This is a genomic window from Polaribacter sp. L3A8, assembly GCF_009796785.1.
Classification (GTDB): domain Bacteria; phylum Bacteroidota; class Bacteroidia; order Flavobacteriales; family Flavobacteriaceae; genus Polaribacter.
In genome coordinates, this window is the sequence record NZ_CP047026.1 from 1888626 (window position 1) to 1914106 (window position 25481).

General features: G+C 30.2%; 28 protein-coding genes. 13 read left to right on the forward strand and 15 right to left on the reverse strand.

All coding sequences use genetic code 11. The annotated features are described in order from the left end of the window. The first annotated feature begins 192 nt into the window (after positions 1–192). Positions 193–1224: a tRNA (adenosine(37)-N6)-threonylcarbamoyltransferase complex transferase subunit TsaD gene (gene tsaD, locus GQR92_RS07710; RefSeq protein ID WP_158838556.1), complete on the forward strand. Its 1032-nt coding sequence runs from the start codon at positions 193–195 to the stop codon at positions 1222–1224. Between the two features lie 51 nt (positions 1225–1275). Then, complete coding sequence (locus GQR92_RS07715) at positions 1276–3132, forward strand: LTA synthase family protein (RefSeq protein ID WP_233270065.1); 1857 nt, start codon at positions 1276–1278, stop codon at positions 3130–3132. Positions 3133–3227: 95 nt separating this feature from the next. Here GQR92_RS07715 and GQR92_RS07720 read toward each other — a convergent pair whose 3' ends face one another. The 5 genes from GQR92_RS07720 to GQR92_RS07740 all read right to left on the reverse strand — a co-directional run bounded on the left by GQR92_RS07720 (position 3228) and on the right by GQR92_RS07740 (position 7307). Further along, a complete protein-coding gene (locus GQR92_RS07720) occupies positions 3228–4748 on the reverse strand; it encodes an ATP-binding response regulator (RefSeq protein ID WP_158838557.1) in 1521 nt (506 codons plus the stop codon). Between the two features lie 6 nt (positions 4749–4754). Further along, positions 4755–5240: a Rab family GTPase gene (locus GQR92_RS07725; RefSeq protein ID WP_158838558.1), complete on the reverse strand. Its 486-nt coding sequence runs from the start codon at positions 5238–5240 to the stop codon at positions 4755–4757. Between the two features lie 17 nt (positions 5241–5257). Continuing rightward, positions 5258–6067: a cell envelope biogenesis protein OmpA gene (locus GQR92_RS07730; RefSeq protein WP_158838559.1), complete on the reverse strand. Its 810-nt coding sequence runs from the start codon at positions 6065–6067 to the stop codon at positions 5258–5260. Beyond that, a complete protein-coding gene (locus GQR92_RS07735) occupies positions 6068–6421 on the reverse strand; it encodes a hypothetical protein (protein WP_158838560.1) in 354 nt (117 codons plus the stop codon). A gap of 103 nt (positions 6422–6524) precedes the next feature. Next, entirely contained in the window at positions 6525–7307 is a 783-nt protein-coding gene (locus GQR92_RS07740; RefSeq protein WP_158838561.1) for an MBL fold metallo-hydrolase, read from the reverse strand. A gap of 77 nt (positions 7308–7384) precedes the next feature. Between GQR92_RS07740 and GQR92_RS07745 the strand changes: the two genes are divergently transcribed. The 4 genes from GQR92_RS07745 to GQR92_RS07760 are packed head-to-tail and all read left to right on the forward strand — an operon-like array spanning position 7385 to position 10471. Beyond that, positions 7385–8833, forward strand: coding sequence for a TonB-dependent receptor (locus GQR92_RS07745; protein WP_158838562.1), 1449 nt, complete (start codon positions 7385–7387; stop codon positions 8831–8833). A 50-nt stretch (positions 8834–8883) separates the two neighbouring features. After that, positions 8884–9432, forward strand: a complete 549-nt coding sequence (locus GQR92_RS07750) for an RNA polymerase sigma factor (RefSeq protein WP_158838563.1) — start codon at positions 8884–8886, stop codon at positions 9430–9432. A 33-nt stretch (positions 9433–9465) separates the two neighbouring features. Further along, on the forward strand, positions 9466–10005 hold the full coding sequence (locus GQR92_RS07755; protein WP_158838564.1) for a hypothetical protein: 540 nt from the start codon (positions 9466–9468) through the stop codon (positions 10003–10005). 10 nt (positions 10006–10015) lie between these two features. After that, positions 10016–10471, forward strand: coding sequence for a sensor of ECF-type sigma factor (locus tag GQR92_RS07760; protein WP_158838565.1), 456 nt, complete (start codon positions 10016–10018; stop codon positions 10469–10471). A 38-nt stretch (positions 10472–10509) separates the two neighbouring features. Here the strand turns inward: GQR92_RS07760 and GQR92_RS07765 are convergent, their stop codons facing one another. The 7 genes from GQR92_RS07765 to idi all read right to left on the reverse strand — a co-directional run bounded on the left by GQR92_RS07765 (position 10510) and on the right by idi (position 14143). Then, complete coding sequence (locus GQR92_RS07765) at positions 10510–10704, reverse strand: hypothetical protein (protein WP_158838566.1); 195 nt, start codon at positions 10702–10704, stop codon at positions 10510–10512. Positions 10705–10831: 127 nt separating this feature from the next. Continuing rightward, positions 10832–11092 carry a hypothetical protein gene (locus GQR92_RS07770; RefSeq protein ID WP_158838567.1) on the reverse strand — a complete coding sequence of 87 codons (261 nt, stop codon included), beginning with the start codon at positions 11090–11092 and terminating at the stop codon, positions 10832–10834. A gap of 29 nt (positions 11093–11121) precedes the next feature. Then, the gene (locus GQR92_RS07775; protein ID WP_158838568.1) at positions 11122–11751 is read right to left on the reverse strand and encodes a CatA-like O-acetyltransferase; all 630 of its coding nucleotides are present in this window, start codon (positions 11749–11751) and stop codon (positions 11122–11124) included. Continuing rightward, positions 11748–12449: an HAD family hydrolase gene (locus tag GQR92_RS07780; RefSeq protein WP_199269199.1), complete on the reverse strand. Its 702-nt coding sequence runs from the start codon at positions 12447–12449 to the stop codon at positions 11748–11750. Before GQR92_RS07780 ends, GQR92_RS07775 begins: the two co-directional genes overlap by 4 nt. 3 nt (positions 12450–12452) lie before the next feature. Then, positions 12453–13184 carry a 3-deoxy-manno-octulosonate cytidylyltransferase gene (gene kdsB, locus GQR92_RS07785; RefSeq protein WP_158838569.1) on the reverse strand — a complete coding sequence of 244 codons (732 nt, stop codon included), beginning with the start codon at positions 13182–13184 and terminating at the stop codon, positions 12453–12455. A 34-nt stretch (positions 13185–13218) separates the two neighbouring features. Continuing rightward, positions 13219–13632 (reverse strand): 6-pyruvoyl trahydropterin synthase family protein, encoded by a 414-nt coding sequence (locus GQR92_RS07790; protein WP_158838570.1) that lies wholly within the window; start codon positions 13630–13632, stop codon positions 13219–13221. Further along, on the reverse strand, positions 13625–14143 hold the full coding sequence (idi, locus tag GQR92_RS07795; protein ID WP_158838571.1) for an isopentenyl-diphosphate Delta-isomerase: 519 nt from the start codon (positions 14141–14143) through the stop codon (positions 13625–13627). Before idi ends, GQR92_RS07790 begins: the two co-directional genes overlap by 8 nt. Positions 14144–14265: 122 nt before the next feature. On the opposite strand from idi, the gene GQR92_RS07800 reads away from it, so the two are divergent. From GQR92_RS07800 to GQR92_RS07815, 4 genes are all read left to right on the forward strand, one after another. Beyond that, positions 14266–14952, forward strand: a complete 687-nt coding sequence (locus tag GQR92_RS07800; RefSeq protein WP_158838572.1) for a peptidylprolyl isomerase — start codon at positions 14266–14268, stop codon at positions 14950–14952. A gap of 150 nt (positions 14953–15102) precedes the next feature. Continuing rightward, entirely contained in the window at positions 15103–16695 is a 1593-nt protein-coding gene (locus GQR92_RS07805) for a peptide chain release factor 3 (protein WP_158838573.1), read from the forward strand. 3 nt (positions 16696–16698) lie between these two features. Beyond that, entirely contained in the window at positions 16699–18261 is a 1563-nt protein-coding gene (locus GQR92_RS07810; RefSeq protein ID WP_158838574.1) for a hypothetical protein, read from the forward strand. A 153-nt stretch (positions 18262–18414) separates the two neighbouring features. Then, positions 18415–19347: a peptidylprolyl isomerase gene (locus GQR92_RS07815; RefSeq protein WP_158838575.1), complete on the forward strand. Its 933-nt coding sequence runs from the start codon at positions 18415–18417 to the stop codon at positions 19345–19347. A gap of 135 nt (positions 19348–19482) precedes the next feature. Here the strand turns inward: GQR92_RS07815 and GQR92_RS07820 are convergent, their stop codons facing one another. From GQR92_RS07820 to GQR92_RS07830, 3 genes are all read right to left on the reverse strand, one after another. Then, a complete protein-coding gene (locus GQR92_RS07820) occupies positions 19483–19707 on the reverse strand; it encodes a hypothetical protein (RefSeq protein ID WP_158838576.1) in 225 nt (74 codons plus the stop codon). Positions 19708–19799: 92 nt separating this feature from the next. Further along, on the reverse strand, positions 19800–21176 hold the full coding sequence (locus GQR92_RS07825) for an MATE family efflux transporter (protein ID WP_158838577.1): 1377 nt from the start codon (positions 21174–21176) through the stop codon (positions 19800–19802). 133 nt (positions 21177–21309) lie between these two features. Next, on the reverse strand, positions 21310–21879 hold the full coding sequence (locus tag GQR92_RS07830; RefSeq protein WP_158838578.1) for a fasciclin domain-containing protein: 570 nt from the start codon (positions 21877–21879) through the stop codon (positions 21310–21312). A 161-nt stretch (positions 21880–22040) separates the two neighbouring features. On the opposite strand from GQR92_RS07830, the gene tpx reads away from it, so the two are divergent. Genes tpx through GQR92_RS07845 form a run of 3 tightly spaced genes read left to right on the forward strand, consistent with a single transcriptional unit; the run spans position 22041 to position 25460 of the window. After that, positions 22041–22538, forward strand: coding sequence for a thiol peroxidase (tpx, locus tag GQR92_RS07835; protein ID WP_158838579.1), 498 nt, complete (start codon positions 22041–22043; stop codon positions 22536–22538). 3 nt (positions 22539–22541) lie between these two features. Continuing rightward, positions 22542–22922, forward strand: coding sequence for a diacylglycerol kinase family protein (locus GQR92_RS07840; protein WP_158838580.1), 381 nt, complete (start codon positions 22542–22544; stop codon positions 22920–22922). Between the two features lie 42 nt (positions 22923–22964). Beyond that, a complete protein-coding gene (locus GQR92_RS07845) occupies positions 22965–25460 on the forward strand; it encodes an FtsK/SpoIIIE family DNA translocase (protein WP_158838581.1) in 2496 nt (831 codons plus the stop codon). Positions 25461–25481: the final 21 nt, after the last annotated feature.

The following is a 25481-nucleotide window of genomic DNA, read 5'->3' on the forward strand; positions in this document are numbered from 1 at the left end:
TATTATTTTCCCAACTTTTTTGATAATGATTTCTATTTAAAATGAATGTAACAAAGATGATATAAACGAATCAAAAACATTGCCAATTATTACAAAGAACGTGCAAATTTAACAAAGAATTAAATTTCTATTCTCTAAAAAAGGACGACAACCTAAAATTATCCTTAATTTTGCTTTAAATTATCATTTTTAATGGAAAAACAGGTTTATATATTAGGAATTGAATCTTCTTGTGACGACACAAGTGCTTCTGTAATTTGTAACGCAAAAGTGTTAAGTAATGTTGTAGCAAACCAAGAAATACATTCTAAATATGGCGGTGTTGTTCCAGAATTAGCATCTAGAGCACATCAACAAAACATTGTACCGGTGGTACAACAAGCAATAGAACAAGCAAATATTAGTAAAGAAGATTTGTCTGCAATTGCATTTACAAGAGGTCCTGGTTTAATGGGCTCTTTGTTAGTAGGTACTTCTTTTGCAAAATCTTTAGCCTTAGGTTTACAAGTTCCTTTAATTGATGTAAACCACATGCAAGCGCATATTTTATCGCATTTTATTGAAGAAAAAGACTGCAAAATGCCTCCTTTTCCTTTTATCTGTTTAACTATTAGTGGCGGACATACACAAATTGTAAAAGTAACCAATCACTTTGAAATGGAAGTTTTAGGTGAAACCATAGATGATGCTGTTGGTGAAGCTTTTGATAAATCTGCAAAAATTTTAGGTTTAAAATATCCTGGTGGTCCATTAATAGACAAACATGCAAAATTAGGAAACCCTAAAGCATTTCAATTTACAAAACCTAAAGTAGGTGATTTAGATTTTAGTTTTAGTGGATTAAAAACCGGAATTTTATACTTTATTCAGAAACAGGTAAGAATAAACCCAAACTTTATTGAAGAGAACTTAAATGACATTTGTGCTTCCATTCAATATACTATTGTAGAAATTTTAATGGATAAATTAAAAAATGCTGTTAAACAAACAGGTATTAAACACATTGCAATAGCTGGTGGGGTTTCTGCAAATTCTGAAATTAGAGCTCGTTTACAATTAGCCGAAAAACATTTTGGATGGACAACCTATGTTCCTAAATTTGAATATACAACGGATAATGCTGCAATGATTGCCATTACTGGATATTTAAAGTATTTAAACAACTATTATTCTGATGTTTCTGTAACTGCAAAGGCCCGCTTAAAAGTATCTGAAAACTCTTAATTTTTTTATCACAAAAAAGTAACACCAATTAACTCATAGAATTCCTACTCCTTGAAAACATTTAAAAACAGACTTTTATTTAATATTTACTATTATCTTTTATGGATTGGATACTTTGCGTTTGCCCGTTTATTTTTTCTGTTTTTTTATTTTGATAAAACAAAAGAGCTAGGAATCTTAACTACACTAAAAACATTTGTTTACGGCTTACGACTAGACAGTTCTTTTGCTGCTTATTTATGTTTCATCCCTTTTTTAGCAATCCTTTTTTCTGTTTTTATCAACCCAAAAAAAATAGGTGGTTTCATAAAATGGTATTCTGCAATTCTTCTTATTTTTTTAAGCTTATTATTAATTATTGATGCTAGTTTATACCAATCTTGGGGCACTCGTTTAGACACTTCTTTATTAAAGTATTTAAATACTCCAGAAATTATGATTGCTTCTGCATCTACGTTTCAAAAAATTACGGGCACACTTTTCTGGGTAATAACTTCATTTGTTTTTATTAAAATTTTTAATAAAGTAATTACTAAGAGAATTGGTAAAGTTAAACGAGCTTTCTGGCTACAATCTCTTATTTTTCTATTGATAACTGCCGCCCTAATTATACCTGTAAGAGGTGGTTTACAAACCATACCTGTTAACCAAAGCAACGTTTATTTTTCTAGTAAAATGTTTGCTAACCATGCATCCATTAATTATGTTTGGAACTTTTTTAACGCACTTACTCACAAATCTAGTACTAAAAATGTGTATAAATTTTTTGATACTGAAGTAGCAAAAGGCATCATCAACAAAAGAAGAAATCAACTTTTAACAGCAAATACAGATAGCATTTTAAATACAACAAAACCCAATGTAATTTTAATTGTTTGGGAAAGTTTAACCGCAAAAGTTGTTGGCTGTTTAGGTGGCGAGCCTAACGTTACAGAAAACCTCAACAAACTTTCTAAAGAAGGAATTCTATTCACAAATTTTTATGCAAATGGAGATAGAACAGATAAAGGAATTCCTGCTATTTTAAGCGGTTATTATCCACAACCGACTCAGAGCATTATGAAAATGCCAAATAAAACAAGAAGCTTACCAATGTTACCTAAAAAAATGATTGATTTAGGTTACAAAACTTCCTTTTATTACGGTGGAGATTTAAACTTTGGTAACATGAATACCTATTTACGAAATGCAGGAATTACCAATTTTGTGGATGGAAATGATTTTGACAAAAAAGACTGGAACTCTAAATGGGGCGCTCATGATCATGTTTTTATAAAACGTTTTGCTAAAGATTTATCCGAAAAACAAAGCCAACCTTTTTTTAAAATTGCATTAACGCTTACAAGTCATGAGCCTTATGAATTTCCTGATGAATATAAATTTGGTAAAGATACGGATGAGAATAAGTTTAGAAGCGCACACGCATACACAGATAAAACAATAGGTAATTTTATAAAATTTGCAAAGCAGCAACCTTGGTATAAAAACACCTTAATTATTATTGTTGCAGATCACGGACATTCCTCTCCAAAACACGAAGGAGCTTTTAATTCACCTAAAAAATTTAAAATACCAATGCTATGGTTGGGCGGTGCATTAACCAAAAAAGGAATTGAAATTGATAATATTTCAAGTCAAATAGATTTACCTTATACACTACTAGACTTGCTAAAAGGAGATAATACAGACTTTAAATTCAGTAAAAACATCTTTAACACCTCTAACAAACAATATTCACATTATATATTTAATAAAGGGTTTGGCACATTAACTAAAAACGGACTTTATTTATATGATTATGTAGGCAAAAAGCCAATATTAGAAGAAGGTAAAGCGGCTACAGAATTAGATTCTTTAGGTAAAGCAATTAGTCAAGATGCTTTTCAAGATTTTATGGAGCGTAAATAATTATTATGTTTGTTTATTCAAAAACATAAATTTAAAAAATCATCAATTGCTTGATTCGTGTTGCAACTCTTCCACTATTCTCTAGACACTAAGTATTACAAAGCAGCTTTAATTTTATCTACAAAACCAGCAATTGTATAAGGTTTAGAAATTACACCAGAAAAACCTAAAGCTAAATACCTTTCTAAATCTTCATTAGACGTATTTGCAGTTAAAGCTATAAACGGTGTTTTTGAATTCATATTTACAGTAGGTAACTTTCTCATCAACTCCTCACCAGTCATATTTGGCATGTTAATGTCTAATAAAACAACATCAAAAGTTTCTTTTTCTATTTTAGCTAGCGCCTCTAAACCATCGTTTACAAGGGTTAAATTAGATTTTTCTTTCCCTAAAATATGTGCAACTATTGTTTGATTCATAATATCATCATCAGCCACTAAAATATTTTTACCTTTTAAAGACTTATTACCTTGTTTAAGACTTTCTCCTTCTAATGGTTTTGGTAATTCTTTTATTTTAGAAAAAGGAATTTCAACAAAAAAAGAAGTTCCTATATTTAGTTCACTTTCAACAGAAATATTTCCATTCATAGCAGAAATTAAGCGATTTACAATCGCCAAACCTAAACCTGCTCCACCATGAATTCTATTATCATCTAATTCGTTTTGTTGGTATTCTTCAAATATTTTTAAGCATTGCTCTTTAGACATTCCTCTACCAAAATCCGTAACTTCAAAAATGATCTTCACCAATTTCGCTGACTCAGAAGCCACTTTTACACTTGTAATAACACGTCCTTTACTCGTAAATTTTATAGCATTACCTATTAAATTTGCTAGTATTTGTTGAATTCTAACAGCATCTCCTAAAACAAGTTTAGGTAACTTACTAGAAGTAATAAAAACGAGCTCTACTGCTTGGTTTGTATGTAACTGTTCAAAATCATTTTTACAATTCTGAATAATTTTTTGAATAGAAACTTGCTCAGACGCCAATCTTAATTTACCTGCTTCAATACGAGATAAATCTAAAATATCTTCAACAATAACTTTTAAGTTTTTACCAGAAGTTGATAAATTTGCTATATATGTTGCAGCCTTTTCATTCAGTTTCTCTGATGTAATCATTTCTGCATAGCCAAGAATTGAGTTCAGTGGGTTTCGAATTTCATGGCTCATAATTGCTAAAAATCGTGATTTTTCTTCATTTGCCTTGTCAGCAATTTTTCGCAATACATCTAATTCAATGTTCTTTTCTGCAAGTTCTCTTTTGATAAAGAAAATATCATTTCTATTCTGATTCAGTTCACTTACATACTTATATACATTTGTTCTATTATGTATTAAAATATCTATTGAACTATCAGATTTAAAAATTTCTAAATCTATGTTGTATTCTATTGACTCCGAACTCAGAATCATCCCTTCTAAAAGAAAAGACTCTTTTAAAGGTAGCGCTTCTAAAGTACCTTCTAAAAAAGGGCAAGCATCATAGATAGATTCTTTAAGTACAAATTCTTTTTTAGTAAATTTTCCCGCAATAATATTTGTTATAACTCCTGAATAATCAGTAGTTAGTTGTAAAAAAACATCTTCTATTTTTGCAGGTATCAATAAATATTATTTTAAAGTTTCACTGGTTAATTTCATAAAAGCATCGGCTACATTTTCATCTTCTTTTGCACTCGTAATTAGATCTATGTCTACAGAAACCTTCTGTATTACGTTTTCTAATTCTTTATCAGAAAGTAAATCTTTTTTATTACCAACAATAGTTATATTCTGCAAACCAGACAACTCCCTAATCATGTTTAAGTTTTCATCAATCGTCACATAAGTTTCCTCTCTACTAAGATCAAACACAAACATTGCTGCATGAGAGCCTAAAAAATAGGCTTTCGGTATTTTCTCATTACCATTTGTACCTGCAACATCCCAAATCATTAATTTAATAGTTTCGTTCTTATACTCCACTACCTTTTTGCTTACTCTTACGCCAATAGTACTAATGTAATCCTCAGAAAACTCATTTAAAACAAACCTTCTAATTAATGAAGTTTTACCAACACCAAAATTACCAACTAGTAGTACTTTTTTTGCTTTCATAAATTATGATTGATTATTTATTCTTTAATTAATTCGTTAAATATTAATTGGTTTAAGCGTTCTTCATCAGACAAATAAGAACGATCTCTTAAAATAATTTCAGTTAAATTATTTATATTATCAGATAGTTCTTCTGTATGTTCTTCCGTTAAAACACCCGAGGTTGCAATGGCAATATAAATTGTTTTAAAATTTTTAATAGAAAGCTGAAAAGTTTCAAACTTTATATTTTCTAAATCTTGGCCTTCTTTAGAAAAAGCATCTTCGGCAAAAGATTTAATAGCCGTTAACATACCAGAAATCATGTCTTTATCTGCAATACTACCTCTAGAATAGCTTCCAGAAAGTAAACCAGATTCTTTTTCAATCACAAAAATTTCTTCGATAACAAATTCAAAAACTTCTTCTAAAACAATACCTGCATCGTTTCTTTTTCCTTTAAAGAATCTTTTAAGAATTTCTTGAATAGAGAATTTTTCTTTTATCGTTTTATTAATTCTATCGGATAACTTTGTAATTTCTGCAACAATAAATTTCTTAACCATTTTACCCATAATTGGGTATAAGGCTTCTACAACTTCGTCTTGAGAGTCTCTAATTTGAACTTTTATAGTTTCTGTAATTGTATCTCCAAAATCTCTTGAAAAGTTTTTACGTAAATCTAAGATTTTCTCATCTACAAGTGGAGCAACTCTTTTAGATAGTTTTTCTCTTAGAATAATTTCTTCACTAAGGGAATTAAACTTTTCTCTATCTTCAGTTAATAAAAGGTCTCTGAGCAACTCAAAACGATTGTCTTTATTGTTATCTACAGTTTTTTTTTTCATTTATTCTTGCAACATCAATGCAATTTTCTCTAAAGCTTTACCTAGTTTTTTTCTATCTGCTTTTTCATCATCTAAATCGGCTAATTTTTTATCTAAATCGTCATTTAAGTCTTGAAACTTGTGTTCCATCAAACTTTCTAAATCAGCTAATTTATTTTCTAGGTTTGTAACAGACTCTGAAATATTTTTTTCAGTTTGATCTTTAAGTGTTTTAATTTTGTCGTAAACATCAGCAAATTCACTGCTGTATTGTTGCATGTTTTCGCCAAAAATTAAATCTCTTACTGCTGCAATTCTATCATCAATTTTATGATTTTCAACTACAGGCTGTTTATTTTCTGAATTTTTTTCCATTTATACTAAAAGTTGGTTACTAAAAAGAGTTGTTTTATTCTTTATAAGTTTTTAAAAAGAAGCACTCCTAACAAAGATACATTAAAAAAAAGTTTATAAAAACCTAAATGGTTATTTTTAGGCCATCGTACGCCAAAAAAACGTTATTTGGTAGTATTTTAGAAACAGCATCATGAAAGCCTAACTTATGACTTATATGCGTTAAATATGCTTTTTTTGGTTTTAATTCGGCTATAAAATCTAATGCTTCTTGCAAATTAAAATGAGTTGAATGTTCTTCTATTCTTAACGCATTAACTACTAAAACATCTAAATTTTTCAATTTTAATTTTTCATCCTCAGAAACATATTTTACATCTGTTAAATACCCGAAATCGCCAAATCTATACGCTTTTATTGGTAAATTTCCGTGTAAAACTTCTATAGGTGTTACTTTTAATTCATCAACATAAAAACTAGTGCTACCAACAATTTTGGGCAACACACTTGGCGCTCCTGGATACCTGTTTTCTGTACTAAAAATATATTCAAACCGCTTTTCTAAACTGTGTAATGTTCTCTCATTTAAATAAATAGGCATCTCTCCTATTTGATAGCAAAAAGCTCTTAAATCATCTAAACCTCCTATATGATCTGCATGTTCATGTGTAAAAAAGACCCCGTTTAAAGACTGTACATTCTCTCTTAACATTTGCTGTCTAAAATCTAAACCACAATCTACAGTGTAAGAAACATTGTCCCAAGATATTAAAACAGAAGACCGCAAACGCTTATCTTTTAGGTTCTTAGACAAACAAACAGGGTCATTATTTGCAATCATAGGGATTCCTTGAGAAGTACCTGTTCCTAAAAAGGTAATATTTAGTTGTTTCTTGGTAAAGTTCATTAGAACAAAAATAACATAAAAATTGACTCATAGCAGTCTATTTTAGTACATTTGTTTCAACCTAAAAATCGTTATATATGGCAATTTCTTTAAAAGGAGACCAAGAAATTAGTAGTGTTCCTACTATAAAAAGCAAAGCGTTACGAATTAACCTAAATAGAGATATTTACGGAACCTTTGCGGAAATTGGGGCAGGGCAAGAAACTGCTCGTAACTTTTTTAGATCTGGAGCTGCTTCTGGAACCATAGCTAAAGCAATGAGTGCTTATGATAAAGATTTTTCTGATGCTATTTATGGCATAGAAGAAGATAAGCGTTATGTAACACAGCCTAGATTAAAAAAAATGTTAGGTCACGAAATCGATTTAATGGAAGATCGTTTAAGCCGACAAAAACATCCTGACAAATTATTTTTCAGTTATGCAAATACAGTTACTACCATAGATTTTGCAAAACAATTTAAAGGTCATGGTTGGGTAGGTATCCGTTTTCAGTTAGATCCACTAGAGGGTTATAATGAAATTGTTTTACACTTACGTTTTAAAGAAACGGATGCTCGTTTACAACAAGAAACCTTAGGTATTTTAGGTGTAAATTTAATTTACGGTGCTTTTTATTTAAATGACAATCCTAAAGACTTAGTAAAATCTTTTTACGATAATTTAAGTAGCGACCATTTAGAAATTGATATGATTAATTTCTCTGGACCGCGTTTTATGTATGTAGACAACAGATTAATGAGTTTACAGTTACTTAAAAATGGTATGACCAATGCTGTAATGTTTGGCCCAGACGGAAACAACTTATTACCTGCTCAGGTTTTATACAAAAAAAACATTTTAGCTTTACGTGGAAGTTTTAGACCTGTTACTAAGGTAAATATGGACATGTATGAAAAATCTAAAAAATTATTTTTATCAGAAAATAAAGTTGAAGAAATTAAAACACAAGTTATTTTTGAAATTACATTAAGTAACTTAACAGCTGAAGGTAAAATTAATGAAAGAGATTTCTTAGATAGAGCAGAATTATTGTGTTCTTTAGGACAAAATGTAATGATTACTAGTTTTCAACAATACTTTAAATTAGTAGAATATTTTAGTGAATTTACTAAAGAAAGAATGGGGTTAACGATGGGAACTCAAAACCTTATTCAAATTTTTGATGAAAAATATTATAGAAATTTAAGTGGAGGAATTTTAGAAGCTTTTGGAAAACTATTTAATAGAGACCTAAAGGTATATATGTATCCTTACCATGATGTAGCTACTGGAGAGTATATAGATAGTGAAAGCTTAAAGGTACACCCTAGAATGAAAGAACTTTATAAATTCTTTAAGAACAATGGTAAACTTGTAAATATTGATGATTTTGACAAAGAAATACTAGATATTTTTTCTCGTACGGTTTTAAAAATGATTTTAAACGGAGAACAAGGTTGGGAAGAAATGCTACCAGAAGGAATTGCAGATACTATTAAACAAAAAAGACTATTTGGCTACTCTAGATCTAGAATAAAAAAATAAGTATTAAACCTTTTTATATTTTTAAAGTCTAAACAATAGAAACTACTTAATTGACAGACGAAACTCTTTTAATAGAACAGTTAAAAAACGTTAAGACTAAAGAAAAAGCGTTTAGAGAACTCATTACGCTCTACAAAGAACGCTTGTATTGGCACATTCGTAAAATTGTGATTTCTCATGATGATGCAGATGATGTTTTGCAAAATACTTTTATTAAAGTTTTTAAAAACATCGATAAATTTAATCAAGAGAGTAAACTATTTTCTTGGATGTATAGAATTGCAACCAATGAATCCATTACTTTTATCAACAAAAGAGCAAAAAATAGAAATGTCGATATTTCTGATTATCAACAAGAATTAGCTTCTACGCTAGCGAGTGATGATTTTTTTACTGGTGACGAAATTCAGGTTATTTTACAAAAAGCAGTTGCTACTTTACCACAAAAACAACAACTTGTTTTTAACATGAAATATTTTGATGAAATAAAATATGAAGAAATGTCTAACATACTAGAAACCTCTGTAGGAGCATTAAAAGCCTCTTATTTTCATGCAGTTAAGAAAATTGAACTTTATATTAAAAAGGAAACCAATTAAACCTTTTAATAAATAAAAGGTCTAAAAAGTATCATGGAAAACAACATAAAAAATAGCGAACAATATTTAAACTCAATTTTAGGAGAAGAAACTGGTTTTTCTGTTCCTAAAGATTATTTTGCCAGCATTGAAGAGAGTATAGCAACAAAGTTGTCTGAAGAAGTGCTAACAAAAGAGCACGGTTTTACAATGCCTGATACTTATTTTAAAGAACTAGAAAACGAGATTTTAGCTAAAGTTGCAGTACCTAAAAAAGAAACAAAAGTTATTTCTTTTAAAGAACGAATTTTTAAAATGATTCCTATTGCGGCGGCAGCCTCTATTATTTTATTTATTGGATTAAATTCTTTTGTATTTAATACTAATGAAGAACTTACTATAGATTCTCTTTCTGATGATGATATTGAATTCTGGCTAGACTCTAACACTATAAACACCACAGACATGGCTATTGTGTTAGAAAATGACGTATTAGAAGAAGGTGACTTTTACTTTTCATCATTAGAGGATGAAAATATTGAAGATTACATAAACTCTATTGATAACACTTCGTTTTTAAACGAAATAAATTAAAATTAAGGATATGAAAAAATTAATAACTATTACATGTATAGCCCTTTTTTGTACTCTTACTTTATCTGCACAAGAAAGAAAAGATAGTAGAGAAAAAATTAAGGCCCTTAAAGTTTCTTACATCACAGAACAATTAAACTTAACACCAAATGAAGCCGAAAAATTTTGGCCTCTTTACAATGCCTACTCTAAAGAGCAGTATTCTTTAAGATACAAACTTAAGTCGGAAATAAAAGGCGCTATTAAAGATGATAAAAATGCTGTTTCTGAAAACGAGGCGGAAAGGTTAATACTATTAAAATTAGCTACAGATAAGAAGTTTTATGAAGCTCAAAAAGATTTTATAAGCAACATTAAAAAAGTAATTTCTTATAAAAAAATAATTCAACTGCAATTAGCCGAAATGGAATTTGGCAGAAAATTAATGAGAAAATATAAGCATAGAAGAGAAGATTCTAAAAATTAAAGACAAAAAAAAAAGGAAGCAATTAGCTTCCTTTTTTTTTACTTAATTAATGCTAGGCAAGAATATAACTCTGGTTTGTTAGATGTAAACTGCTTTAACCAAATTGTTAGCTCATCTATTTCATAAGGTAACAATTGACTTAATGCTTTTTCAACTTCTTTACAAAATAAATCCGAATTAAAACTCACCTTTTTTAGCACCGTTTTAGTGTACTCAAACATTGCTCTAGCCATTTTTAAGAATTAAGTTATACAATAAGAACGTTTACTATATCGTTTTAGTATGTTCGATCAAATTTAATGAAAAAACCATCATTTTTTCAAATGATGGTCTTAAATTTTGCTTAAAAATTTGTTAAGATTATAAAGTATTAATCTTTTCAACCAAACCTTTTGCTTTAACTTCTAATTCTTCATTAATCGCTTTAAAGTGCGCTTTCTTATTTTCTACCTTACTATTGTTAACTTTAGAAACTAAAGTATCAAAAGTTTCGATAGCTTCATCTATAATTGCTTCACCTTTTTCTGGTGCATTTTTTAAGATTGAAACATCTAATGCATATTCGATAACATCACCTAAAACGTAATTGATATCTTTTTTTAAGTTTTTTATACTTGCCATAACTTATTTTAAATTTTAATTTTGCAAAGTTAGGTGTTTTTATCTAATTGCCTTTGATATTCTTCAAAAAATAAACCAATGTGGTAACCGTCTACCAATGCATGGTTTGCAGAAATAGCCACAGGCATTATAAATCTTGAGTTTTCTTTAAATATTTTACCAAATGCTAACTTTGGGATACTTTCGTTTTTTTGTCCAGAATTGGGCTCTTTATGACCTGTAAACGAAACCCAAGGTAACGCAGAGCAGTAGATACACTCATCTGAATTTACAAGAGGAAACAAGTCTGTGGAATTTAAAATTCGTGTTTTTTCTTCTAGAAAATTTTGATGGAAGGTTTTAAAGTCTTTAGAAAATTTTATAAATGAAAAACCAAAAGTATTATCTTCTCTTGCAATTGTAGCCGATGCATGTAACACATCGCGAATAACAATTTTATCCTCTTTAAGAATTCTATACCTAAAATTTTCTATCTTATTTAACGCTATTAAACAAGCGTGTAAATACATAGCGAATAAAGATTCTTTTTGTTTTTTAGATGTATTAAAAATTTTAGTAACATCTAAATTTGCTGTTATTCCAAAATAAGGATCTTCTAAATTAATAAAGTGTTGAAAATGTTGTTTTCTATTCCAGTTTCCAATATCTAAATAATTCATAAAAAATCAATTATATCTCTAATGTTAGCAAGTGTTTTATAGTCAACCTCTAATTTTTCTTCATCACTCACTTCTTCATGCATCCAAGTGGTATGAAACGGAACGTGAATAGCAGAAGCCCCTAATTCTATTAAAGGTAAAACATCTGATTTTAAAGAATTACCAATCATTAAAAATTCTGATGGAGCAACATCTAAATGACTGATTAACTTCTTATAGTCTTTCTTCTTTTTATCACTCATTACCTCTATATGATGAAAGTATTTTAGCAAATTAGATTTTTCTAATTTTCTTTCTTGGTCTAACAAATCTCCTTTGGTAGCAACAATTAATTTATACTTGCCTTGTAACGACTGTAGCACCTCTTCTACTCCATCTAACAATTCTATAGGTTTTTCTATCATTTCTTTACCTATCTCTAAAATTGCTTCTATTGTTTTTTGTTTTACTTGGTAATTAGACAATTCTAAAGCACATTCTACCATAGATAAAACAAAGCCTTTAACACCGTAACCATAGAGTTTTAAGTTTTTAATTTCCTTCTTAAAAAGCTCTTGATCTATTTTATTTTCGGTCTCGTACTTTGCTAGTAGTTTTGCAAACTGATGCTCTGCATCTCTAAAATAAGTTTCATTTACCCATAAAGTATCATCTGCATCAAAAGCAATTACTTTTATGTTTTTACCTATTTTAGTCATAATTTATGCCTTTAAAAATTGAATTGCTTTTTCTAAATCTTCTGGAGTATCTATACCAACAGCTTCTACATCTGTTTCTACCATTTTAATTTTCTTACCAATTTCTTGATATCTAATGGCTTCTATTTTTTCTGCCGCTTCTAAAGGCGTCATCGGTGTATTATAAAAATCTATTAATGCTTGTTTTCTAAACGCATAGACTCCTTTATGTTTATAGTATTTTACAGCTACATCTTTATCTCTATGGTAAGGAATTACGCTTCTAGAAAAGTAAATAGCTAAATTATTTACATCGGTAATTACCTTAACATTATTAGGGTTTTCTATATCTTCTTTATTGGTAATTTGTACTTTTAACGAAGCTAAATCAATTTCTTTTTTATCGTCTTTTTTAAAGACATCAATTAATTTAGATAATGAAACTTCATCAATAAAAGGTTCATCTCCCTGAACATTAATCACAATATCTGCTTCTATATTTTCTACCGCTTCGGCAATTCTATCAGAACCACATTCGTGTTCTTTGGTACTCATAATTGCTTTTCCACCTGCTTTTTCTATGGTTTTAAAAATAATATCAGAATCTGTTACAATATAAACATCATCAAATAGGTTGGTATGCAAAGCTGCTTCATACGTTCTTAAAATAACGGGTTTACCTCCTAAATCTTTCATTAATTTCCCTGGAAAACGAGATGCACTATAACGTGCAGGAATCATGGCAATTATTTTCATAAATTATATTTAATGTAGATGCTTGTAAAAGAGATTACTCTCCTGTATAACGCACAAAATTTCTTCGTGTTTCGTATAAAGTTACTTCTATTTCTAAATGTGCTGGTATATGAGGACGTAATTTATTGTAAATAACAATTGAAATATTTTCTGCCGTAGGATTCAAACTTTTAAATTCTGCTACTTCAATATTTAAGTTTTTATGATCAAACGGATCTTCTACTTCGTTTTTAATCAACTCTCTTAACAAGCCTAAATCATACACAAAACCAGTTATAGGATCTACCTCACCAAACAAAGCTATAATCATCTCGTAATTATGACCATGGTAATTAGGGTTGCTACATTTGCCAAATACTTCTGCATTTTTGGCATCAGACCAAGCAGGATTAAACAACCTATGTGCAGCATTAAAATGGGCTCTTCTATAAACTTTTACTTTAGGCATTTGTTAATTTTTCAAAAGATTTGTCAAAAATAATTTTAAACCACTCTGTATATTCTTGCGGATTCTCTGTCATGTCTTTTTTAACATCAATTAAAGTCATCCATTTATAAGCCTCTACTTCTTCTTTGTTAATTTTAGGTGCATCATTATAATACCCAATCATAACATGGTCTAATTCGTGTTCTGTTAAACCATTGTCAAAAGGCGCTTTGTAAATAAACGAAAAAACTTCCTTAATTTCGGTAACAAACCCCATTTCTTCTTCTAATCTTCTTTTACCTGCTGCTAAATTAGTTTCCCCATCTCTTTGATGAGAACAACAAGTGTTTGTCCATAATAAAGGCGAATGGTATTTACTTGCTGCTCTTTGTTGCAACATTAACTCTCCTTTTTTATTAAACACAAATACAGAAAAAGCTCTATGTAAAAGGGCTTTTTCGTGGGCTTCCATTTTTGGCATCAATCCTATCGGATTGTCTTTTTCATCAACTAAAACTACTTGTTCTTCCATAGTTACAAAAATAAGAAAATCAACTATCAATAAATCATAAATTAATTACAAAAACCATAAGACTTTTCTATTCTTTTATTATGATACCATATATTTGTAAGAATTAACATCTAATTGCTTTCATGAAAACTTTATTTAAACTCTTTTTAGTGCTCGCTTTCATCACTTTTTATCAATGTAAAGACGAAAACAAATCTGTAGAAAAAAAGACCTTAACCTTAAAAAATAAGAAAGTTAAAAAAGAGGTTATTAAAGCTTGGGATAGTTTAAATAGTAATAATACAGAAGCTTTTTTAACCGAATTTGGCAATCAGAATTCAGAAACAAAAGTATTGATTAAGACAGATTTTGGTGATATAAAAATCCGCTTATATGATGATGTTCCTATCCACAGAGCTAATTTTATATTCTTAACCAAAATAAAATATTTTAATACGACTGTTTTTTATAGAATTGCTAAAAATTTTGTAATTCAAGGTGGTAATTCCGATGAAATGTACACGCAACGAGAACGTAGAAAATATGGAAATTATTTATTAAAACCCGAATTCAGAAAAAACAGAAAACATAAATACGGAGCATTGGCCGCTGCCAGACAGTGGGATCATAATCCTAATAAATTATCAAGTCCTTTTGAGTTTTATATTGTTCAGAAAAAAAGTGGCGCACATCATTTAGACAATGAGCACACTGTTTTTGGTGAAGTAATTTCTGGTTTTTCTACCATGGAAAAAATATCTAAAGTAGCTGTTGGTGTTGATGAATGGCCAATTGACGATGTAAAAATGACTGTAGAAATTATAGATTAGTAAAAAAAACACTGAAATTTTATACTTTTTTTTGATAGTTTTATGCGGTAAAACGATTAAAAAAACAAACAATTACTACATTTTACAACCCTTTAAATTGACTATAAAATATCGTATATAAACCCTATCTTTGCACCTCAAATTTTGTAGATGACTTTTTTAGAAGAAATAGCACGTAGAAGAACCTTTGGTATTATATCGCATCCAGATGCTGGTAAAACCACATTAACAGAGAAATTGTTACTTTTTGGAGGGGCAATTCAAGAAGCAGGTGCTGTAAAAAATAATAAGATAAAAAAGGGAGCAACTTCCGATTTTATGGAGATTGAACGTCAGCGTGGTATCTCTGTAGCTACTTCTGTTTTAGCTTTCATCTATCAAGATAAAAAAATAAACATTTTAGACACACCTGGTCACAAAGATTTTGCAGAAGATACTTTTAGAACTTTAACAGCTGTAGATAGTGTTATTGTTGTAATTGATGTTGCAAAAGGTGTAGAACCACAAACTGAGAAATTAGTTGAAGTTTGTAGAATGAGAAATATTCCAATGTTGGTTTTTATCAACAAGTTGGATAGAGAAGGAAAAGATGCCTTTGATTTATTAGACGAAGTTGAACAAAAATTAGGCTTAACCGTTACACCAATGAGTTTTCCTATTGGAATGGGATACGACTTTAAAGGAATTTACAATATCTGGGAAAAGAAATTAAATCTTTTTTCTGGTGATAATAAAACTTCTATTTCTGAAGGTGTTGAGTTTGATGATTTATCAAACCCAGAATTAGACACTATAGTTGGTAAAAAAGCTGCTGATACTTTACGTGAAGAAATAGAATTAATTAGTGAAGTATATCCAGAATTTGACAGAGATGAATACTTAAAAGGCTTGCTACAACCTGTATTTTTTGGTTCTGCTTTAAATAACTTTGGAGTAAAAGAATTATTAGATGCATTTATTAAGATTGCTCCTTCTCCGCAACCTAAAAAAGCAGAAGAGCGTTTAGTAGATTCTAAAGAGAAAAAAATGACTGGTTTTGTGTTTAAAATCCATGCAAACATGGATCCTAAACATAGAGATAGACTGGCTTTTATTAAAATTGTATCGGGTACTTTTAAAAGAAATGCGCCTTATTTACATGTTAGAAACGGTAAAAAAGTAAAATTTTCTAGTCCGAATGCATTTTTTGCTGAAAAGAAAGAAATTGTAGACGAGTCATTTCCTGGAGATATTGTTGGTATTCATGATACCGGAAACTTTAAAATTGGAGATACTTTAACAGAAGGAGAAGAATTGAATTTTAAAGGAATTCCAAGTTTTTCTCCAGAGCATTTCCGTTATGTAAATAACGCAGACCCAATGAAATCTAAACAATTGTACAAAGGTTTAGACCAATTAATGGATGAAGGTGTTGCCCAATTATTTACGTTAGATATGAATGGTCGTAAGGTAATTGGTACTGTTGGTGCATTACAATACGAGGTTATTCAATATCGATTAGAGCATGAATATGGAGCAAAATGTTCTTACGAAAACTTAAGTGTTCATAAAGCTTGTTGGGTAGAACCAGAAGATATAAAGAACGATGAGTTTAAAGAATTTAAACGTGTTAAACAACGCTATTTAGCAAAAGACAAACAAGGTCAGTTAGTATTTTTAGCAGACTCTGAGTTTACAATACAAATGACTCAAAGTAAATATCCAACGGTGAAATTACATTTCACGAGTGAATTTAAAAAATAGATTATGAAGAAAATATTTTTTTTACTAATTACTTTTGTAGCCCTAAATACTTTTTCTCAAACAGATAATCTATCCTATTTAAAAGGTAATGAACTACGCAACAGTATTCGTTTAAATTATATTTTAGTTCATCAGCCAGTAAGTCAAGTTAGCTATGGCTTAGAGCCAACAATGGGCTTTATTGGTTTAAATTATAACTTCCCTTTAAATGATTGGTTGTATACAGGTATTGGTTTCCACACAGCAATTACAGGAGATCAAGGTGGTTTGTTTACTCTTGGTGTAAATTTAGGGGTAAATAAACAAATTTATAAAAACTTATATTTTGATGCTAACGTTCACTTTGGTGGCGGTGGTGGCTTTAGAAGTTTGGTTAACGGAGGAGGTATTATTTACCCTAATGCAGGTTTACAATACAAAGCTAATGGGTATTCCTTTGGAGTGCAGTATGGTTACGTAAACTTTTTTACGGGAATTCAAAAAAGTGATAATATTTCGTTTTTTGTAGAAATACCAACTTCTTTAAGATCTACTTCTTATGCAGATGCTCAAAAATCTTTTATCAACAAAAACGAATCTAAAGATGAATTTTGGACAAAACCAGCCGTAAAAAGTGTGCAACAAGTAACTTTCGACTACTTTTTTCCTTTTGGAGATTCTAGAACAGATGCTAGTACAACACCAAAATACAAACCTATAGATCATACATTATCTATTATCGGTTTTGAGTACCAACGTTACCTAACAAATAATACTTTTATCTATGCACATGTAGATGCCATGTATGCAGGTTTAACTGCTGGTTTTATGGATTTATTTATGGGTGTTGGAAAAAATTTTATTGAAACCAAATATGTAAATTTCTTTGGTAAGTTTGGTATTGGAGCTGCAGGTGGTAGAATTTACCCAGAAGGAGGTTTAACCATGTACCCAAGTGTTGGTGCCGATGTAAAAATTACAGAAAAATTTGGTTTAAGTGCTCATGGTGGTTATCACAGATCTATTGGCGGTACATTCGAAGCTTATACGGCAGGTTTTAGTATTAAATATTATGGCTTAAGTGGAGGAACTAAAGATCCTTTTTCGGGTGAAGAAGCAACAAGTATAAAAACACAAGGAATACAAATTGGCGTTCAAAATCAAACATATTTTGATGTTGCTAAATTTGGAATTCCAGCAAGTGATTTACAATTAATTGCCATAAAAGTAAACTACGATTTAAATCATCGTTTTTACATTACTGGAGAAGCTTCTTTTGCATACGAAGGAGAATCTGGTGGGTATGCACACGGTATTTTTGGTTTGGGCGTAAAATCAAATAGATTTGCAAACGATAAACTTTCTTTATTTGTAGAAGCTGCTGCTGGTGTAGCTGGTGGTGGAAGAGTAGATTCTGGTGAAGGTATTTTAGTAAGACCAACCGCAGGTATTAATTACCACGTAAACGATAATTTTTCTTTTAATATTGCAGGCGGACAAATGTGGTCTCCTTATGGTAATGTAAATTCATCTAACATCAATATTGGTTTATCTTATGGTCTATCAATTTTAAATGCTAAAAAATAATGTATGCTGAATGAATTTCAGCATTTTATCAATAATAAAATCTTAAGTTATTTTAAGATTACAATTAAGGTCAGTTCGAGCGCAGTCGAGAACTAATAAATGAATAAAACCTCTCGACTGCGCTCGAGAACACAAAAAAGTAAATTAAAGATTATGAATAACGGAATTTATGCAAAATTCACCACTCCAAAAGGTGAGATTTTAGTACAATTAGAACACGAAAAAACTCCTGGAACTGTTGGTAATTTTGTTGCTTTAACAGAAGGTAATTTAGAAAATGCTGTAAAAGAGCAAGGAACTCCTTATTATGACGGATTAAAATTCCACAGAGTAATTCCAGAATTTATGGTACAAGGTGGTTGTCCACAAGGTTCAGGTACTGGTAACCCAGGTTATAAATTTGATGATGAATTTCATCCAGATTTAAAACATGATGCTCCTGGTAAATTAGCAATGGCTAATTCTGGACCTGCAACAAACGGAAGTCAGTTTTACATTACCCACGTTCCTACTCCATGGTTAGACGGTAAACATACTGTTTTTGGTTCTGTAATAGAAGGACAAGATGTTGTTGATGCAATTGCGCAAGGAGATGAAATAACAACTGTAGAAATTATTAAAGTTGGTGCAGAAGCAGAAGCTTTTAATGCGGTTGAAGCTTTTAGAACTTTTGAAGGATCTAGAGAAAAGCGTGAAGCTGCTGAAATAGCAAAACAAAAAGCATTGTTAGATACAGTTGCTGCTGGTTATGACGAAACTGCAAGTGGTTTGCGTTACCAAATTTTACAAAAAGGTGATGGAAAAAAAGCAACAAAAGGCGCTGGAGTTTCTGTACACTATAAAGGTCAATTATTAGACGGTACTGTTTTTGATTCTTCTTACAAGAGAAAAGAACCAATCGACTTTAATGTTGGTGTAGGTCAGGTTATTGCTGGTTGGGATGAAGGAATTTTATTATTACAAGTTGGCGATAAAGCTCGTTTTGTAATTCCTTCTAATTTAGCGTATGGTTCTGCAGGTGCAGGAGGAGTAATTCCACCAGATGCAACACTTATTTTTGATGTTGAATTAATGGCTGTAAAATAAGAATAACATTCTTTACAAGTTATATAATTACAAAAAGCTCTCTGATTTCAGGGAGCTTTTTTTTATGTAAAAATTTAACTTCTTAGACCTATATTATAAGTTCTTAAAAAAATTATACTAAACTAGTTGCGAGTCTTACTCGTAATCTTTCATTTCTAAATCATAAAAAGCACCTGCTTTATCCATTAAATCGGCTAATTCAGTTGCAATATCTTCTTCACTTTCTCCTGTTAAATCCTCAAACCACTCTATTTCATCATCTTTTAAATTAATTAAAAAACGAGGAAACTCTGTATGGAGTACAAAAATATCTTCAGGAAAGTTACTGTTATCTGCTAATAAAAATTTAGGTAAAGTCATTGTTATTTTATTAATTATATCTGTTCGAGCGCAGTCGAAAATTAATTTAAACTTCTTAAAACAACCTCTCAACTGCACTCGAGAGGACTCAATTATTCTTTTTCTCTTATTAACTTTAAAGTTAATCTATTAAACCTTATAAACAACAAAATAGAAGCTGTTGTTAAACCAGCAAGCAAACCTAACCAAATTCCAAAACTACCATACATTTCTTCGCTTCCAAAATAATAAGAAACAGGAAAACCTACAATCCAATAAGAAATAAAAGTAAGAATTGTAGGCACTTTCACGTCTTGCAAACCACGTAAAGCACCTAAAAACACAACTTGTATACTATCTGATATTTGAAAGAATGCTGCTGCTAATAATAAGCTAGAAGCAATGGAAACTACCTCCATATTATCTACATAATTTGCAGTGTCATTTAAATCTACATAAATCATTGGTAAACTTTCATGAAAAACAAAGAAAAGTAATGCAAAAAACATTGCTAATAAAACTCCTAATAAAAAGATAGAAAAAGCAATTCTACGCAATTCTTTATAATTCTGCAACCCTTTCTGATTCCCTACTCTAATCATAGCAGCAACACTTAACCCAGTTGCAACCATAAATGTCATAGAAGATAAGTTTAATGCTATTTGATTTGCCGCTTGCGGATTCTTCCCTAACAAACCACTTAACCAAACTGCAGCAGTAAAAATAGCGACTTCAAAAAACATTTGCATAGCGCTTAAAGAACCTAAATTAACAATTTTTTTTATTGTTAAAATATCTAAAACAAAGAACTTTATATTTTTTACTATTTCTGCAGATCTTTCTTTATAACGAAGTAATAGCCATAAGTAAATAACCATTATAATTCTAGAAATTAACGTACCATAAGCTGCGCCAACAATACCCATCTCTGGAAAACCAAATTTTCCGAAAATTAATAAATAATTTAAAACAATATTTACAATATTTGCTATTAAGGTAGCATACATTGGGTATTTTGTCATAGACATACCATCACTAAATTGCTTAATAGCTTGAAAAATAATTAATGGAATTAATGAAAAGGCAACCAAATCTAAATACGGAATAGCCAATTCTACAACCTCTTTTGGCTGTTTCATTAAATACATAAAAGGTTTAGAAAAATAAACCCCTAAAAATAAAGCAATCCCCAAAGTTGTACATAAAAACAAGCCACTTTTATAAGTAGACCTTGCTTCTTGTATATTACCAGACGAGTCTGCTTCTGCAATTAATGGTGTAATAGCTGTAGAAAAACCAATACCTATAGACATTGCAATAAACATAAAACTGTTTCCTAAAGAAACTGCAGCCAATTGCGCTGTTCCCATTTGCCCAACCATAATATTATCTACAAAACTCACAAAAGTATGCCCTAACATACCTAACATTACAGGTGCTGCAAGCTTCCAATTGTATTTAAATTCTGATGTATATTGAGAAATATTCACTTTTATTATTTATTTTTAAGACTGCAAAAATACAACTTGTAAACAGAATAAATTGCAGCTATTATATAAAATAAAAAGCACAAAAAAACCACTTATATAAAGTGGTCTTTCAATTTAAATAATTAAATATTTTCTACATTGTTGGTCTTGGTAATAAAACAGCATCAATAACATGAATAACTCCGTTAGATTGATTTACATCTGCAATAGTAACTTTAGCTTTCCCTCCGTTTTCATCAGAAATATAAACGTTTTTGCCTTTCATCCAAGCAGTAATTGTTCCACCACTTACTGTTTTAATAGCAGCTTTACCCTTTCCTTTTTTTATCAATGCGATAATTTCTTTCGCATTCCATTTACCTGCAACAACATGGTATTTTAAAATTATTTGCAACTTCATTTTATTATCTGCCATTAACAAAGTGCTTACAGTGCCTTCTGGTAACATGTTAAAAGCCTTGTTTGTTGGTGCAAAAACAGTAAAAGGACCTTCACTAGTTAGAACATCTACTAAATCTGCTGCTTTAACCGCTGCAACCAAAGTGGTATGGTCTTTAGAGTTTACCGCATTTTCTACAATGTTTTTAGAAGGATACATTTCTGCTCCTCCAACCATTTTTGATTTTTCTTGTGCAAGAAAATTTTGACTGATAAATATACTAAATACTAGAACTGTTGCTTTTAAAAAATTTAAAGTTTTCATAATTTGATTTTAAAAATTAATAATAATTTTGTGTTCAATATATCTACGAAATTTATTTACTTATGGTTTTAAAAAAAATTTAAATCTAAATGAATCGCTAGATTATTTCCATAAATAATTTAATTATCATTACTTTTGAAGTTCCAAAAAAACATACTAAAATGGCAAATATCACATTAAAAGGAAATGCAATAAACACAATAGGTAGTTTACCAGAAACAGGAACTAAAGCTCCTGACTTTAAGTTAACTGGCGCAGATTTATCTCAAAAAAGTTTATCAGATTTTTCTGGTAAAAAAGTAATTTTAAATATTTTTCCAAGTGTAGACACAGGTACTTGTGCTACGTCTGTTAGAGAATTTAACAAAAAAGCAGCAGATTTAGAAAACACAGTAGTTTTATGTATTTCTAAAGATTTACCATTTGCTCAGGCTCGTTTTTGTGGTGCAGAAGGTATTGATAATGTAGTTATGTTATCTGATTTTGCTGATGGAAACTTTGGGTTGTCTTACAAATTAGAAATTGCAGATGGTCCTTTAGCTCATTTACACTCTAGAGCAATTGTTATTATTGATGAAAATGGTAAAGTAATTTATACAGAACAAGTTTCTGAAATTGTGGACGAACCAAATTACACAGCTGCTTTAAACGTAATTTAGTCTATGAAGAATCCTAATGATAGCTTTTTAAGAGGAAGACTTCGTAGTTTTAAGTTTGCATTGAGAGGAATGTGGCTTTTAACAACTACTGAAGATAGCATTAAAGCACAACTATTTATTGCTATTCTTGCTACTATTTTAGGTTTTTATTTTAAGATTTCTAATGTAGAATGGATGTTTCAGTTTATTGTAATCGGGCTCGTTTTAGTTGCTGAAGCTTTAAACACCGCCATAGAAAAAATGGCTGATTTTGTACATCCAGATTATCATGAGAAAATAGGTTTTATAAAAGATATAGCTGCAGGTGCACCAAGCTTTGCAGCTTTTACTTCATTAATTATTGCGGGTTTTATATACCTGCCTAAAATAGCGTTACTATTTTAAGTAAATATGTATATTTACTGCTAATACGACCAAAAATCATTAATGGCCAAAAGGAAAACAATCACAAAAAAACCCTTAAATTCTTCGGAAAATAAACCGAATATTTTTGCCTTCTTTAAAACAAGACAGGCACAAACAATTTTAGGTACCTTCTTAATTTTATTCTCATTTTTTCTTTGTATTGCTTTTATTTCTTTTTTCTTTAACTGGCAAGAAGATCAAAGTACACTTACAGAAATGGCTGATAAAACGGTTAGAAGCAAAAATTTATTAGGTAAAGTTGGTGCTAATTTAAGTAACTTTTTTGTTTATAATGGTTTTGGTATTGCTGCTTTTATAATTGCTTTTCAAGTGTTCTTAACAGGTTTATACATTCTTGTTCAAAAGAAATTATCTGCAGTAATTATTTCTTGGAATTGGGGTATTATAACAATGTTATGGATTTCTATTTCTCTAGGCTTTGTAAATAACAACTATGCGCTTTTATCAGGAACTATTGGTTTTGAAGTTCATCAATATTTAAAAGCTTTTATAGGTAATACTGGCTTAGTAATTCTATTAACATTTTTATTAATTACCTATTTAGTTGTACGTTATAGAGTAACTTTTGATAACCATATAGAAAATTTAAAAATAAAAAGAGAAGAAAGAAAAGCAAAAGCTCTTTTAGAAGAAGAAGAGGAAGAAAATGTAACAGAAACAGATATAGTAGTAGAGCCTGCTAAAACCAACCAAGAAACCACAACAAACTCCTTAAAAAAGGATAAAAAGGAAAAATCTGATGTTGAGCTTTCTTTAGAAAACCTACAACCAACAATTTCTAAACATTCTGATGTACCTTCTAAAACTGAAGAAATTACTTTAAATGTTGACAAAAATGAAGGTCCAGTATTAAAAACTGAAATTGCTAAAGAAGAGGAAAAAGGAATTGAGGAAGAGATAGAAATGGAAGTTGAGATTGATGTTGCTATCGGTAGGGATGAAGAGCACTCTACAGAGAATTTAGCCAATCAATTGGTAAAAGATTTTGGAGAATTTGATCCTAGATTAGAGTTAGGTAACTTTAAATTTCCAACTTTTAATCTTTTAAAACAATATAATGAATCTATTTCTATAGATCCAGAAGAACTAGAAGCTAATAAAGATAGAATTGTTGATACCTTAAAGAATTACAAAATTGGTATTGCAGAAATAAAAGCAACGGTTGGACCTACAATTACTTTGTATGAAATTGTACCAGAAGCCGGAATTAGAATTTCTAAAATTAAAAATTTAGAAGATGATATTGCACTTTCTTTATCTGCATTAGGTATTAGAATTATTGCTCCTATTCCTGGTAAAGGAACCATTGGTATTGAAGTTCCTAATAAAAAATCTACCATTGTTTCTATGCATTCTGTTATTTCATCAAAGAAATTTCAAGAATCTACTATGGAATTACCTATTGCTTTAGGTAAAACAATTTCTAATGAAACCTTTGTGGTAGATTTAGCTAAAATGCCACACTTATTAATGGCAGGTGCAACAGGTCAGGGTAAATCTGTTGGTTTAAATGCAGTTTTAACATCACTCTTGTATAAAAAACATCCTGCAGAAGTAAAATTTATTTTAGTAGACCCAAAGAAAGTAGAACTTACTTTATTTAATAAAATAGAACGTCATTACTTAGCAAAGCTACCAGATGTAGAAGAAGCTATTATTACAGATACCACTAAAGTTGTACACACGTTAAACTCGTTGTGTATAGAAATGGACAATCGTTACGACTTGCTAAAAGCTGCAATGGTTCGTAATATTAAAGAATACAATGTTAAATTTAAACAACGTAAATTAAACCCAAATGATGGGCATCAATTTTTGCCATACATTGTTTTGGTTATTGATGAATTTGCCGATTTAATTATGACCGCTGGTAAAGAAGTAGAAACACCAATTGCACGTTTAGCACAACTTGCTAGAGCTATCGGTATTCATCTAATTGTAGCAACACAAAGACCTTCTGTAAATGTTATTACAGGTATTATTAAAGCAAATTTCCCTGCAAGAATAGCTTTTAGAGTTACTTCTAAAATAGATTCTAGAACCATTTTAGATGCTGGTGGAGCAGACCAATTAATAGGACGTGGAGATTTACTTTATACTGCAGGTAATAACCTTAGTAGAATACAATGTGCCTTTGTAGACACGCCAGAAGTAGAAAAGATTACAGATTTTATTGGGTCTCAAAAAGCTTATGCAGAAGCGTATCAATTACCAGAGTATGTAGATGATGAAAGTGGCACGAGTCTTGATATAGATATTTCCGATAGAGACAAACTATTTAAAGATGCAGCAGAAATTATTGTTACCGCACAACAAGGATCTGCTTCTCTATTGCAAAGAAAATTAAAATTAGGATATAATAGAGCTGGTAGGTTAATAGATCAGTTAGAAGCTGCCGGTATTGTTGGTGGTTTTGAAGGAAGCAAGGCAAGACAAGTTTTAGTACCCGATTTTATAGCTTTAGAACAATTATTAGAAAACGAAAAGAACCAATAGCCTCTCGACTACCTTTGAGAT